Raw genomic sequence first — 13,344 nt, forward strand, 5'->3', positions numbered from 1 at the left:
GATCGACTGCAGGAAAAGGGCTGGAGGTGAGACCTCAGTGCCCCAGGTACACCTCGATAACCTTGGGATTGCTCTGCACCGCCTCCATGCTGCCTTCGGCTAGTACCTTGCCCTGGTGCAGCACCGTGACCTTGTGGGCGATGCTCTTGACGAATTCCATGTCGTGCTCGATGACCAGCACCGAGCGCCCCTGGCTGATGCGGTTGAGCAGCTCGGCGGTCTGGGCCCGTTCGGACACGCTCATGCCCGCCACCGGCTCGTCGAGCATCAGGAGTTCAGGGTCTTGCATCAGCAGCATGCCGATCTCCAGCCACTGTTTCTGGCCATGGGAGAGCAGATCGGCCTGCTGGTGCAGCAGGTCGGCGAGAAAGATCTCCGCGGCCACCGCCTCCACCCGCGCGACCACCGCCGCACTGCGCTTGAAGAACAGCGCACCGAACACCTTGCGGCCCTCGGGATAGGACATCTCCAGGTTCTCGAACACCGTGAGGTTTTCGTAGATCGAAGGGTTCTGGAACTTGCGGCCGACGCCCGCCCGGACGATGTCGAATTCCTTCATCCGAGTCAGCTCGCGGCCATTGAATTCGATGCTGCCAGCGGTCGCGCGGGTCTTGCCGCAGATCAGATCGAGCACCGTGGTCTTGCCGGCGCCGTTGGGGCCGATCACCACGTGGACCTCGTTACGGTCGACATAGAGCGTGAGGTCGTTCACCGCCTTGAAGCCGTCGAAGGAAACGGTCAGACCCTCGATGGCCAGCACGGGTTTGGCCAACTGGAAGCCGATGGGGCTGCTGTTCATGGCGTGGTCTCCAACTGGGAGGCTTTGCGCGTCTTGGGCGACGCAGGCGCCGGGGCGGGGGCGCTGATCGGTGTGCGTTTCAGCCGCGCGACCAGGCGCTGGCCATGACTCTTCCAGAGACCGGCCAGGCCGTTGGGGAAATAGAGGACGACCACGATAAACAGTCCGCCCATCAGGTACAGCCAGAGTTCGGGGAAGGATTCGGAGAAGTAGGTCTTGCCGAAATTCACCAGCAGCGCGCCGTACACGGCCCCCAACAGCGAAAGCCGGCCGCCGACCGCGGCGAAGATGACCATCTCGATGGAGGGCACGATGCCGACGAAGGACGGCGACATGAAGCCCACCTGCAGGGCGAACAGGGCGCCACCCACCGCCGAAAAGGCCGCGGCCAGGCAGAACACGAAGATCTTGAAGCTGGCCACGTCATAGCCGGAAAAGCGCACCCGCTCCTCCTTGTCACGCATGGCCACCAGCAACCGGCCCAGCTTGGAGCTCAGGACGAAGCGGCCGATCAGGATGCAGCCGAACAGCAGCGCCGCGTTGACGAAATACAGCACCACCTTGGCGCTGTCCGAACGGATGTCCCAACCCAGCAGCGTCTTCAGGTCGGTGATGCCATTGACCCCGCCGGTGAGGCCCTGCTGGCCGATGATGAGAATGGTCAGGATGGCGGCGATGGCCTGTGTGACGATGGAAAAGTACACGTCCCCTACCCGCCGCTTGAACATCGCCAGGCCGATGATGAAGGCCAGCAGCACCGGAACCGCGATCACCGCCACCAGGGTGAAGCCGAAGCTATGGAACGGCTGCCAGAGCCAGGGCAGCTCGGTGATCTGGTTCCAGTCCATGAAGTCGGGAATGCCGGGGGTGGACTGGATCTTGGTGCTTTCCGGGTCCGAGGCTTCCAGTTTGAGGAACATCGCCATGCAGTAGCCGCCGAGGCCGAAGAAGATGCCCTGGCCGAGACTGAGGATGCCGCCATAGCCCCAGCAGAGCACCAGGCCGACCGCGACGAAGGCGTAGGTCAGGTACTTGCCGACCATGCTCAGGCGGAAGATGTCCAGGGTCAGCGGAAACACCAGCAGGATCAGCGCAGCCAGTACCAGCAGGCCGAAGGCGCCCTGCCGGCCACCGAGCAGGTTGTCGATTGCCTTGTTCATTGGGGACTCCCTACTTGCGGACTTTTGCCGAGAACAGCCCCTGGGGCCGCAGCATCAGGATGAGAATCACCGCCGACAGGGTCAGCACCTTGGCCATGGAACCGGAGAGGAAGAATTCCAACAGAGATTGCGCCTGCGCGATGCCAAAGGCCGAGGCGATGGTGCCGAGCAGGCTGGCTGCGCCACCAAAGACCACCACCAGGAAGGTATCGACGATGTACAGCGAGCCCGAGGTCGGACCGATGGAGCCGATGGTGGTGAAGGCCGCGCCCGCCACCCCGGCCACGCCGCAGCCCAGGGCGAAGGTCAGGCGATCCACGCGGCGGGTGTTGATGCCCACGGCGCGGGCCATCACCCGGTTCTGCATGGTGGCGCGCACCTGCAGCCCCCAGCGCGAGCGGTACAGCATGAAGAACAGGGTCAGGGTCAGCAGCGCGGTCACGACCATGACGAACAGACCGTTCTTGGGGATGTCGATGCTGGCGGTCGGACTCCAGGAGCCCATGATCCATTCGGGCAGTTCGGCACTGACCTCGCGGGCACCGAATACCGAGCGAAACACCTGTTGCAGGATCAGCGACAGGCCCCAGGTGGCCAGCAGGGTGTCCAGCGGCCGCTGGTAGAGCCGGCTGATCATCGCCCACTCCACCAGCCAGCCGATGGCGCCAGCGACGAAGAACGCCAGGATCAGGGCGAAAAAGAAATAGTAGGGCTGCAAGGCCGGAAACAGGTGCAGGGTCAGTGAGGACATCACGTAGGTGGTGTAGGCCCCCAAAGTGAGAAATTCGCCATGGGCCATGTTGATCACGCCCATCTGCCCGAAGATGATCGCCAGTCCCAGCGCCATCAGCAGCAACACGCAAAATACCGAAAGGCCGTTGAAGCCCTGCATCACGGCGATGGCGCCGAAGTCGGATAAGCTTTCCATGGAGATCTCCCCGCGAAGGTGGACGGAGGCGTCGGTCAGGCGACGCCTCCGGTCAAGGCTTACTGGTAGCCTTTGGGGAAGGGATTGGGCTCGATCAGCTCGGGCGACTCGTAGACCACCTTGAAGGTGCCGTCAGGCTGGATCTGGGCGATGCGCGAGCGGCTCCAGAGGTGATGGTTCTCGTGGACCTTGACGTAGCCTTCCGGCGCGGTCTTCAGCTCCAGGCCCGGTGAGGCCGCCACCACCTTGTCGACGTCGAAGCTGCCGGCCTTCTCCACCGCCATCTTCCACAGCCAGGGACCGAGGTAGGCCGCCTGGGTGACGTCACCCACCACCGCGTCCTTGCCGTACTTGGCCTTGAAGGCCTCGACGAAGGCTTTGTTATTGGGATTGTCCAGGGTCTGGAAGTACTTCATCGAAGAGTAGAAACCGGCCATGTTCTCGCCGCCGATGCCGAGCATTTCATCCTCGGTCACCGAGAGGGTCAGCAGATTCTGCTTGGCCGAGGTGATGCCCGCCGCCTTGAGCTGCTTGTAGAAGGCCACGTTGGAGCCCCCGACCACCGCGGCAAAGACCACGTCAGGCTTCTTCAGCTTGATCTTGTTGGTCAGGGAGCCGAACTGGGTGCCGCCCAGGGGGTAGTACTCCTCCCCCACCACCTGGCCATGCAGCACGTTCTCGATGTGCTTGCGCGCGATTTTCATCGAGGTGCGCGGCCAGATGTAGTCCGAGCCCACCAGGTAGAAGGTCTTGGCGCCCTTCTCCTTGGCCAGCCAGTCCAGCGCCGAGAGGATCTGCTGGGTGGCTTCCTGGCCGGTGTAGAAGACGTTCTTCGACTGCTCCAGGCCCTCGTAGAAGGTCGGGTAGTAGAGCAGGCCATTGTCCTTTTCGAAGATCGGCAGTACCGCCTTGCGCGAGGCCGAGGTCCAGCAGCCGAACACCGCCGCGACCTTGTCGGCCTCCAGTAGCTTCTTGGCCTTCTCGGCGAAGGTCGGCCAGTCGGACGCGCCGTCTTCCTGGATGATCTTGATCTGCCGCCCAAGGACCCCGCCCTGGGCGTTGATCTGGTCGATGGCCAGCCGCTCGGCCTGGATCGCGCCAGTCTCGGAGATGGCCATGGTGCCGGTGGCGGAATGCAACTGGCCAACGGTGACAGTGGTATCGGTCACGGCCAGGCCAGTGGTATTGGCGGCGTCCGCCATCACGCCCTGGCTGAACACGCTGGCTGCCAACAGGGACAAAGCCGCGGCGCCCAGTGCCAGGCGCCGCGGAAGGCTGGATTTCACGCCCGCTGATCTGTGCATCTTGTCGCTCCTCTAGGTGATGTGCCGGCCGCCCCTGGTGACCGGGACTGCGGCTTGCGCTGCGGAGCAAGGATGGGCTTGGACCGTCGGTGCGGAACATACGCAGGATGACGTAACGACCTACGTCATCTGACGTACAGCCCGCTGCAACGCCCTGGGGCATGCTCTGTCTGTCGCGCGCTCGCGCGGGGCACGCCCGACCCACCAGACCGTGCAGGAGAGCGGCCAGGTGCCACCATGGGCCAAGGCATGGAACTTGCCTGACCCCCGCTACGCAGACCCCAGGAGCCCTGCCGTGCAGCAGACCGGGACGCAACGTATCGCCAAGATCCGCCGGGACTACAACAGCTGGGTGGCCGACGAAACGCTGGAAGACTACGCCTTGCGCTACACCCCCCGGTCGTTTCGCAAGTGGTCGGAATTCCGCATCGCCAACACGGCCCTGGCCGCCGTGTCCTTTCTGGCCCTAGAGGCCATCGGTGGCGCCCTGGCGATCAGCTATGGCTTCACCAATACCCTCTGGGCGGTGCTGGCGGCGAGCCTGGTGATCTTTCTCACCGCCCTGCCGATCAGCTATTACGCGGCGCGCTACGGGGTGGACATGGACCTGCTGACCCGGGGTGCCGGCTTCGGCTACATCGGCTCGACCATCACCTCGCTGATCTACGCCAGCTTCACTTTCCTGTTCTTCGCCCTGGAAGCGGCGATCATGGCGCTGGCCCTGGAGCTGTACTTCCGTATTCCACTGGCCCTTGCTTACGTGATCTGCTCGATCATCGTCATCCCCCTAGTCACCTATGGCATCACCCTAATCAACCGCTTGCAGCTCTGGAGCCAGCCGCTCTGGCTGATCCTGCTGCTGTTGCCCTATGCCTTCGTCATTGCCAAGAATCCCGGGGCCCTGGCGGACTGGACCACCTTCGCCGGCCGCGAGGGCGAGGCCGGGGCCTTCAACCTGCTGTCATTCAGCGCCGCCTGTACCGTGGCGCTGGCCCTGGTGACCCAGGTGGGCGAGCAGGTCGACTACCTGCGCTTTCTTCCGGAAAAGACCGCGCAGAATCGCCGGCGCTGGTGGGCGGCGCTGCTGATGGCCGGTCCCGGCTGGATAGTGCCTGGCGCCCTGAAGATGCTGGCCGGCGCCTTCCTGGCCTTTCTCGCCCTGCAGCACGAAATTCCCCTGGAGCGCGCCGCCGAACCCACCCAGATGTACCTGGTCGCCTTCGGCTACGTGTTCGCCTCGCCCGGTTGGGCCATGGGGGCCATGGTGCTGTTCGTCATCGTCAGCCAGGTCAAGATCAACCTGACCAATGCCTAAGCCGGCTCCCTGGCCTGGTCCAACTTCTTCGCCCGGGTCACCCACAGTCACCCGGGACGGGTGGTCTGGTTGGTGTTCAACGTGCTGATCGCCCTGATGCTGATGGAGCTGGGGGTGTTCGAGGCCATCCAGGAGGTGCTTGGGCTCTATGCCAACATCGCCATCGCCTGGATCGGCGCCGTGGTCGCCGACCTGGTGATCAACAAGCCATTGGGGCTGTCACCCCGGCACATAGAGTTCAAGCGGGCGCACCTCTACGACATCAACCCGGTCGGCGTCGGTGCCATGCTGCTCGCCTCCCTGCTGTCCGGTCTGGCTCATGCGGGGCTGTTCGGCGCCCTGGCGCAAGCCGCCTCACCCCTAGTATCCCTGGTCTCCGCGCTGATCTGCGCGCCGCTGCTGGCCTGGCTCACCCAAGGCCGCTACTACATTGCCCGGACCAGCGTGCTGAAGTTGCTGCATCCCGCACAGATCCATCTGGAATGCGTGCTCTGCACCAACGCCTTCGAGCGCGAAGACATCGCCTTCTGCCCTGCCTACGGCGCGCCCATCTGCTCGCTCTGCTGCGCCCTGGATGCCCGCTGTGGCGATCTCTGCAAGCCCAGGGCGCGCCTCGCCGAGCAGGTCGATACCCTGCTGCGCTGGCTGCTGCCGAACACTTCGGTGCCGCGCCTGCATACCCGCCTGGCGCACTACCTGGGCGTGCTGCTGGTCATGGTCGGGCTGATGTTCTGCGCCCTGGCGCTGATCTACAGCCAGGTCTCCCAAGGGCTGCAGGTCGATGAGCGTCACCTGTTGTATCAGGGCTTCTTCAAGGCCTTCATGGTGCTCACGCTGTTTGCCGGCGCCCTGGCCTGGTGGGTGGTGCTGACCCGCGAGAGCCGCCACGTGGCGCTGGAGGAATCGACCCGGCAGACCGCGCTGCTGATGCAGGAGATCGAGGCGCACCGCAAGACCGACGAAGCGCTGCAGCGGGCCAAGGAGGCGTCCGAAGCCGCCAACGCGGCCAAGAGCCGCTACGTCACGGGCTTGTCCCACGAGTTGCGCACGCCGCTGAACAGCATTCTCGGCTATACCCAGATCCTGCAGCGCGATCCGGCCAGCAGCGGCCATCAGCTGGATGCTCTGGCCACCATCTACCGCAATGGCTCGCACCTGCTCTCGCTGATCGACGGCCTGCTCGACGTGGCCCGGATCGAAGCGGGCAAGCTGCAGCTGGAACCCTCGGAGCTTCCCTTCCCGGAATTTCTCGAACAGCTGCAGCAGATGTTCACGCCCCAGGCCCAGGACAAGGGCCTGAGCTTTGCCCTCGAGGTCGAGGGACGCCTGCCCGCCGTGGTGCGCGGCGATGAAAAACGGGTGCGGCAGACCCTCATCAATCTGCTCGGCAATGCCGTGCGCTACACCGACCAGGGTGGCGTGATCCTGGCGGTCACCTATGCGCGGGAAACCGCCACCTTCGAGGTCATCGACAGTGGTCTGGGCATCGCCGCAGAGCAGCTGGAGCGGCTGTTCCAGCCCTTCGAACGGGGTGATCCGCTGCGCCAGGACAACGGCCTGGGACTGGGCCTGACCATCACCCGCATGCTGGTGACGTTGATGGGCGGCGCCCTGGACGTGACCAGCACACCCGGCGAGGGCACCCGCTTCGTGGTGCGCCTATTCTTGTCCGAGGTGCGGGTGCCCCAGGCGCTGGTTCACGTCGAACACAGCATCAGCGGCTATCAGGGCCCGCGACGCCGGGTGCTGCTGGTGGACGACCACCTGGATCACCGCCGGGTGCTGGCCGGCATGCTCGAACCCCTGGGCTTCGAACTGGCGGAGGCCGCCAATGGCCAGGACGCCATCCGCCAGGTTGCCCTCTGGCAGCCGGACCTCATCCTCATGGATCTTTCCATGCCGCTGCTCGACGGGCTGGAGACCAGCACGCTGATCCGCCGCAATGGCCTGTCCAGGGCGCCGATCATCGTCATTTCCGCCAATGCCTTCGCCGTCGATCGCGAACGCAGCACCGCGGCCGCCTGCGACGATTACCTGGCCAAGCCAGTCCATACGCCGCAGTTGCTGGAAAAGATCAGGGTGCACCTGAATCTGATCTGGCTGGAGCGGACCGCCGAACCGCCTGGTGCACGATCGATCTCGCTCCAGCCGCCGAGCGCTGTCAGTCTGGAAGCGTTACAGGAGCTGGGGGCGCTGGGCTATGTGAAAGGCATCCACGCCTGCCTGGACCGCATCGAGCACGAGGAGCCGGCCAGCGCCGCCTATGTCGATACCCTGCGCGCACTGGTGAAACGCTTTCAGCTCAACGACTTCAATCGCCGTCTCAAAGACGCGCTGCAGCCGGCCGACCTGCCCTTGGAAGGAGAGATTCCATGACCGCCGCCCTACCGCCCAGCGTGGTGCTGATCGTCGATGACACGCCGGACAACCTCGCCCTGCTCTCCGACGCCCTGGACGCCAGCGGCTACATGGTGCTGGTGGCCCTGGATGGCGCCAGTGCTCTGGAGCGCATGCAGCGGCGCCGCCCGGACGTGGTGCTGCTGGACGCCATGATGCCTGGACTGGATGGCTTCGAGACCTGCCGGCGGATCAAGGCACAGGCCGAACTGGCCGACATCCCGGTGCTGTTCATGACCGCCCTGACCGAGAGCGAGCACGTGGTGGAGGCCTTCGCCGCGGGCGGCATCGACTACGTGACCAAGCCACTCAAGACCGATGAGGTCTTGGCACGGGTCGCGGCCCACCTGCGCACCGCGCGCGAACTCCAGGCGGCGCGCGGCCTGCCAGCGAGCCGCCCGCACGCCAGGACCGCACTGGACCTGGCGCCGCTCAGCAGCCGCTACCAGCTGACCGGCCGCGAGGTCGAGGTCCTGCACTGGGTCGCCTGCGGCAAGACCAATCGCGACATCGGCGACATCCTCGGCCTCTCGCCCCGCACCGTGAACAAGCACCTGGAACACGTCTACGTGAAACTCGGCGTGGAAACCCGTACGGCGGCGGCGACCTTGGCTATTGGGGTGTGTCGGTAGAGACGGCGGGACATGCCCACCGCAACCCTGGCCTTCGCTCGCTACGAGGCATTTCTCGCCTCGGACGCGGCGATCTGAGCATCGGGACAGCTACTGATCACCGAAGTGGATGCCGTGGCGTAGCTCAGCCGCATGGGCGCGCTTCACCTCTTCCGGGTCAAAGGTCAGGCGGCTAAGGTATGCGCCTCATCCCTTCAAGTAGCCCTCTTTCCGGAGCCTCGTCAGCCATGCTCAGCCAGGAGCTCAAGGCGTTTCACATGGTCGCGCGGCTGGGCAGCATCACCCAGGCGGCGAAGAAGCTCTGCCTGAGCCAGCCGACGGTGACCACCCAGATCCGCAACCTGGAGGCGCAGTACGGGATCGAACTGTTCCATCGCGGTGGTCGACGGCTGCAGCTCAGCGACGTCGGCGTCCAATTGCTGCCCAAGGTGCAGGAACTCCTGCAGCGCGAAGCCGACATCGACTTTCTCCTGCGCAACAGCGCCGAATTGCAGGGAAAGCTGCGCCTCGCCGCGACGGCGCCCTACTACATGCTGGACGTGCTGCGCGATTTTCGGCTGCGCTATCCGCACATCGAGGTCACCCTGAGCATCGGCAATTCCCAGCAGGTGGTGGAAGCGCTGGAAGACTATCGCGTTGATCTGGCGGCCTCCTCGCAACTGGAACCCGATCCGCGGTTCACCCGCCTGGTGCTGGGCGAAGACCCCCTGGTACTGACCGTGCATCGCAGCCATCCCCTCGCTGGGCACACGCGCCTGGCACCGGCCGCGCTGGCCGGCCAGTGTCTGCTCTGCCGGGAAGCGGGATCCATTACCCGCCAGCTCACCGACGATTGGCTGGCGGCGGCGGGTGTCCGTCCGGGCAGCCTGCTGGAGATCGGCAGCCGGGAGTCGATCCGCGAGGCGGTACTGCGCGGCCTCGGGGTAGCGGTGATCGCGCGACACGAGGTGCCGGACCACGCTGCGCTACGAGTGATAGCCCTGGAGGCGGCGCCGACCATCGTCGAATACCTCTACTGCCTCAAGGAAAGACGCCAGGCGCGATTGCCGGCCGCCTTTCTCGCCGTGGCTCGCGAAGCCCGCCAGGGCTGACCGACTACCCAAATTCGCCGATACCACTATCGGCCGCTTTGGCCCTGTTGCCATCAGGATGTCGCGCCCCACGCCCAGTATCGACCTCGTCAACACCCTCACGAGGTCTCTGCCATGGCTACCGTCGATCTGCGTCTGCGCGGACTGCACAAGCGCTTCGAGGATTTCCTGGCGCTGGATGACGTCTCCCTCGACGTCGCCGCCGGGGAGCTGGTCTGCCTGCTCGGCCCGTCCGGTTGCGGCAAGACCACCCTGCTGCGCTGCATCGCCGGGCTGGAGCGCCAGGACGCCGGCACCATCGCCTTTGGTGGACGCGACGTTTCGCACCTGCCACCCCAGGCCCGCGACTACGGCATCCTGTTCCAGTCCTATGCGCTCTTTCCCCACCTCGACGTGGCGGCCAATGTCGCCTACGGCCTGCGCGGCTGGTCGCGAACCGCAAGCCAGGCACGGGTGGCCGAGCTGCTGGCCCTGGTCGGCCTGAGCGACAGCGCGCGCAAATACCCGAGCCAACTCTCCGGTGGCCAGCAGCAGCGCATTGCCCTGGCCCGTGCCCTGGCGCCCCGTCCCTCGCTATTGCTGCTGGACGAACCCCTGTCGGCGCTGGACGCCCAGGTGCGCGAGCGCCTCTGCGGCGAACTACGCGGCCTGCAACGCCAGCTGGGCATCACCACCCTGATGGTCACCCACGATCAGGACGAGGCACTGCTGATGGCCGACCGTATCGCCGTACTCAACCAGGGTCGCATCGAACAGTACGCCGCGCCGGAAGACCTCTATCGCCGCCCGGCCAGCCCCTTCGTCGCCGAATTCATCGGCCGGGGCAACTGGCTGCCCTATGAGCTACGGGAGGGCGTCGCCTGGATCGGCGATCAGGCCCTCACGCTGCCAACGCCGTCACCCGCCGGTCCGGGGCGACTGTTCTGCCGACCCGAGGCGATCCTCGTCAATCCGCCCGTCCCCCAACCGAACCTGCTCCAGGGGCGGGTGCGCGAGCGGATCTTTCTCTGCAATCGCTGCCGTCTCGGCTTCGAGCTCAACGCCCTGCCCGGCCTGTCGCTGATTGCCGAACTGGCGCCCGAGATCGCCGCAACGCTCGATCGGGGGAGCCTGCGCGTAGCCTTGCCGCCCCACGCCCTGCAGGTGTTCGCCGCGTGATCCTTTCCCAGCGCCTGCTCGCGGCCCGAGGCGAGCGCTATCCTGCAACGGACCGCGCCGATCGGTGCTTCGTCCTCGGCGGCCAGAGCCTGCTGCTGGTGCTGTTGCTCTTCGCCGTGGTGCTGCCGCTGCTGGCGATCTTCTGGCGCGGCCTGGCCGGTGACCCGAGTCAGGGTGGCGGCCTGGCCAGCGCCCTGGCGTTCTTCAGCAGCGCCCACTTTCGCTGGCTGCTGGAAAACAGCCTGGCCACGGCAACGACGGTCGTCGCGCTGGTGGTGCCGATCGCCTTTCTGTTCGCCTACGCCCTGCAGCGGGCCTGCCTGCCGGCCAAGGGACTCTGGCGAGCCTTGTCGCTGTTGCCGCTGCTGGCACCGTCCATGCTGCCGGGCATCGCCCTGATCTATCTGTTCGGCAACCAGGGCCTGTTACGTGGCCTGGTAGCGGACAACATCTATGGCTTCTGGGGCATCGTTCTCGGCCAGGCGCTCTATACCTTTCCCCATGCGCTCATGGTGCTGCTGGGCAGCCTGGCGCTGGCCGACGCCCGCCTGTTCGATGCGGCGGCCAGTCTCGGCGCCTCACCCTGGCGGACCTTTCGCACGCTGGTCTGGCCGGCGGCTCGCCAAGGCGTCTTCGCTGCGAGTTGCCTGGTGCTCAGCCTCTGCATCACCGACTTCGGCATTCCCGTCGTGGTCGGCGGCCACTACCAGACGCTGGCGCTGGAGGCCTACAAGGTGGTCATGGGCCAGCAGCAATTCGGTCGGGGAGCCCTGATCGGCCTCTGTCTGCTGCTGCCCGCGCTGCTCAGCTTCGGCGTGGATCTCTGGCTGCGGCGCCGTCAGCGCGGTGCCCTGGATGGTCGCGTGCAGCCCTACCGGCCCTGCTCCGCCCCCCTGCGCGATCACGGCCTGCTCCTGCTGGTGGTGCTGGTCTGCGCCCTGCTGGTCGGTGTCTACGGCACTGCGGTCTATTCTTCGCTGGTGCGCTTCTGGCCGTACGACCTGTCCCTGTCGCTGCACAACTACGCCTTCGCCGATCTCCCCGGCGGTTGGCAGGCCTATGGCAACAGCCTGCTGCTGGCCAGCAGCAGCGCCCTGCTGGGTGGACTGCTGATCTTCACCGGCACCTACCTGGTGGAAAAGACGCCCCAGACGACCCTGACCCGGCTGCTGCGGCTGCTGTGCTTCATCCCCATGGCGGTACCCGGGCTGGTGCTGGGCCTGGGCTATGTCTTCTTCTACAACCTCCCGGCCAATCCACTTCACGGCCTCTATGGAGCCTGCCGCTGCTGGCGGTCTGTACGGTGGCGCACTTTCTCACCACTGCCCAGCTCACCGCGGCAACCGCCCTGCGCCAGCTGGACGACGAATTCGAAGCCGCCGCGCGCGCGCTCAAGGTACCCCTGGCCCTGCACTTCCTGCGGGTGACCGTACCGCTGTGCCTGCCGGCGCTGCTGGACAGCATCCGCTATCTCTTCGTCTCGGCCATGACCACCGTCTCGGCGGCCATCTTCCTCTACAGCCCCGACAGCCTGCTGGCCGCCATCGCCGTGCTCAATCTGGACGATGCCGGCAACGTCGGCGGCGCCGCGGCCATGGCCACCCTGATCCTGCTCACCAGCGCCGGCGTCTCGCTGCTGCTCGCCGGGCTCTCCCGCGGGCTGTTGCGCCGCACCCAGGCCTGGCGCATTCCCACCGCTTCCTGACCCAAGGACCTCGCCCATGGACTATCAAGCCCCTACCCGCCTGCAGGCCGCCATCCTGGACTGGGCCGGCACCGTGATCGACTTCGGCTCCTTCGCGCCCACGCGCATCTTCGTCGAGGCCTTCGCCGAGTTCGACGTGGAGCTCAGTCTCGCCGAAGCCCGGGCCCCGATGGGACTGGGCAAGTGGGATCACATCCGCGCGCTCTGCGATCAGCCTGCGGTGGCCGCGCGCTTCGAGCGCCGCTTCGGCCGGCTGCCTGACGATGCCGACGTAACGGCGATCCATGAGCGTTTCCTGCCCCTGCAGATCGCCCGGATCGCCGAGCACTCGGCGCTGATTCCCGGATCGCTGGAGGCCATCGCCGCCCTGCGCGCCCGCGGGCTGAAGATCGGCAGCTGCTCCGGCTATCCCCGCGCGGTGATGGACCGGGTTGCTGAACTGGCCGCCGCGGCGGGCTATCGACCCGATCACGTGGTGGCCACCGACGAGGTGCCCAAGGCCCGTCCCGGACCGGCCCAGGCGCTGGCCAACGTCATCGCCCTGGGCATCGACGACGTCGCCGCCTGCGTCAAGGTCGACGACACCGCACCCGGCCTGCTGGAAGGCCGCCGCGCCGGGATGTGGACGGTCGCCCTGCGCTGTTCCGGCAACCACCTGGGCCTGTCCTGGGAGGAATACCAGGCCCTGCCCGCCGAACGCCTGAACACCGAGCGCACGCGTATCCACGCCCTGCTCGCCGCCAGTCGTCCGCACTACCAGATCGACACCCTTGCCGAATTGCCGGCGGTGGTGGCCGACATCGATACCCGCCTGGCCCGCGGCGAAAGCCCCCAGGCCAGCTGAGCAGCTCTTCC

At 66.0% G+C, this 13,344-nt stretch carries 8 protein-coding genes and 2 pseudogenes; 6 read left to right on the forward strand and 4 right to left on the reverse strand.

Annotation, left to right across the window (positions count from 1 at the left end):
• Positions 1-34: 34 nt before the first annotated feature.
• The 4 genes from urtD to urtA are packed head-to-tail and all read right to left on the reverse strand — an operon-like array spanning position 35 to position 4,191.
• The gene (urtD, locus tag GSQ95_RS22745; protein WP_158892366.1) at positions 35-799 is read right to left on the reverse strand and encodes an urea ABC transporter ATP-binding protein UrtD; all 765 of its coding nucleotides are present in this window, start codon (positions 797-799) and stop codon (positions 35-37) included.
• A complete protein-coding gene (gene urtC, locus GSQ95_RS22750; protein WP_158892363.1) occupies positions 796-1,959 on the reverse strand; it encodes an urea ABC transporter permease subunit UrtC in 1,164 nt (387 codons plus the stop codon). Before urtC ends, urtD begins: the two co-directional genes overlap by 4 nt.
• Positions 1,960-1,969: 10 nt before the next feature.
• Positions 1,970-2,887, reverse strand: coding sequence for an urea ABC transporter permease subunit UrtB (gene urtB / locus GSQ95_RS22755; protein WP_158892361.1), 918 nt, complete (start codon positions 2,885-2,887; stop codon positions 1,970-1,972).
• Positions 2,888-2,946: 59 nt separating this feature from the next.
• Positions 2,947-4,191: an urea ABC transporter substrate-binding protein gene (gene urtA / locus GSQ95_RS22760; RefSeq protein ID WP_158892359.1), complete on the reverse strand. Its 1,245-nt coding sequence runs from the start codon at positions 4,189-4,191 to the stop codon at positions 2,947-2,949.
• A gap of 295 nt (positions 4,192-4,486) precedes the next feature.
• Here urtA and GSQ95_RS22765 point away from each other — a divergent pair.
• The 6 genes and pseudogenes from GSQ95_RS22765 (at position 4,487) to phnX (ending at position 13,333) form a co-directional block, all read left to right on the forward strand.
• Positions 4,487-7,882, forward strand: a pseudogene (locus tag GSQ95_RS22765) (ATP-binding protein).
• A complete protein-coding gene (locus GSQ95_RS22770; RefSeq protein ID WP_158892358.1) occupies positions 7,879-8,535 on the forward strand; it encodes a response regulator transcription factor in 657 nt (218 codons plus the stop codon). The pseudogene GSQ95_RS22765 and the gene GSQ95_RS22770 overlap by 4 nt, the downstream one beginning before the upstream one ends.
• 227 nt (positions 8,536-8,762) lie before the next feature.
• Positions 8,763-9,626, forward strand: coding sequence for a LysR substrate-binding domain-containing protein (locus GSQ95_RS22775; protein ID WP_158892356.1), 864 nt, complete (start codon positions 8,763-8,765; stop codon positions 9,624-9,626).
• Between the two features lie 114 nt (positions 9,627-9,740).
• Positions 9,741-10,784: a putative 2-aminoethylphosphonate ABC transporter ATP-binding protein gene (locus GSQ95_RS22780; RefSeq protein ID WP_158892354.1), complete on the forward strand. Its 1,044-nt coding sequence runs from the start codon at positions 9,741-9,743 to the stop codon at positions 10,782-10,784.
• A pseudogene (locus GSQ95_RS22785) lies at positions 10,784-12,489 on the forward strand (putative 2-aminoethylphosphonate ABC transporter permease subunit). Before GSQ95_RS22780 ends, GSQ95_RS22785 begins: the two are co-directional and overlap by 1 nt.
• 16 nt (positions 12,490-12,505) lie before the next feature.
• Positions 12,506-13,333 (forward strand): phosphonoacetaldehyde hydrolase, encoded by an 828-nt coding sequence (gene phnX / locus GSQ95_RS22790; RefSeq protein WP_158892352.1) that lies wholly within the window; start codon positions 12,506-12,508, stop codon positions 13,331-13,333.
• Positions 13,334-13,344 lie beyond the last annotated feature (11 nt).

This window comes from Pseudomonas sp. BAV 4579 (genome assembly GCF_009765395.1).
Taxonomy (GTDB): Bacteria; Pseudomonadota; Gammaproteobacteria; order Pseudomonadales; family Pseudomonadaceae; genus Chryseomonas; species Chryseomonas aestiva.

Excerpts from the sequence above, each read along its gene's own strand:
- urtD (WP_158892366.1), bottom strand. The coding sequence starts at position 799 with ATGAACAGCAGCCCCATCGGCTTCCAGTTGGCCAAACCCGTGCTGGCC.
- urtB (WP_158892361.1), bottom strand. The coding sequence starts at position 2,887 with ATGGAAAGCTTATCCGACTTCGGCGCCATCGCCGTGATGCAGGGCTTC.
- GSQ95_RS22770 (WP_158892358.1), top strand. The coding sequence starts at position 7,879 with ATGACCGCCGCCCTACCGCCCAGCGTGGTGCTGATCGTCGATGACACG.
- GSQ95_RS22775 (WP_158892356.1), top strand. The coding sequence starts at position 8,763 with ATGCTCAGCCAGGAGCTCAAGGCGTTTCACATGGTCGCGCGGCTGGGC.
- phnX (WP_158892352.1), top strand. The coding sequence starts at position 12,506 with ATGGACTATCAAGCCCCTACCCGCCTGCAGGCCGCCATCCTGGACTGG.
- urtC (WP_158892363.1), bottom strand. The coding sequence starts at position 1,959 with ATGAACAAGGCAATCGACAACCTGCTCGGTGGCCGGCAGGGCGCCTTC.
- GSQ95_RS22780 (WP_158892354.1), top strand. The coding sequence starts at position 9,741 with ATGGCTACCGTCGATCTGCGTCTGCGCGGACTGCACAAGCGCTTCGAG.
- urtA (WP_158892359.1), bottom strand. The coding sequence starts at position 4,191 with ATGCACAGATCAGCGGGCGTGAAATCCAGCCTTCCGCGGCGCCTGGCA.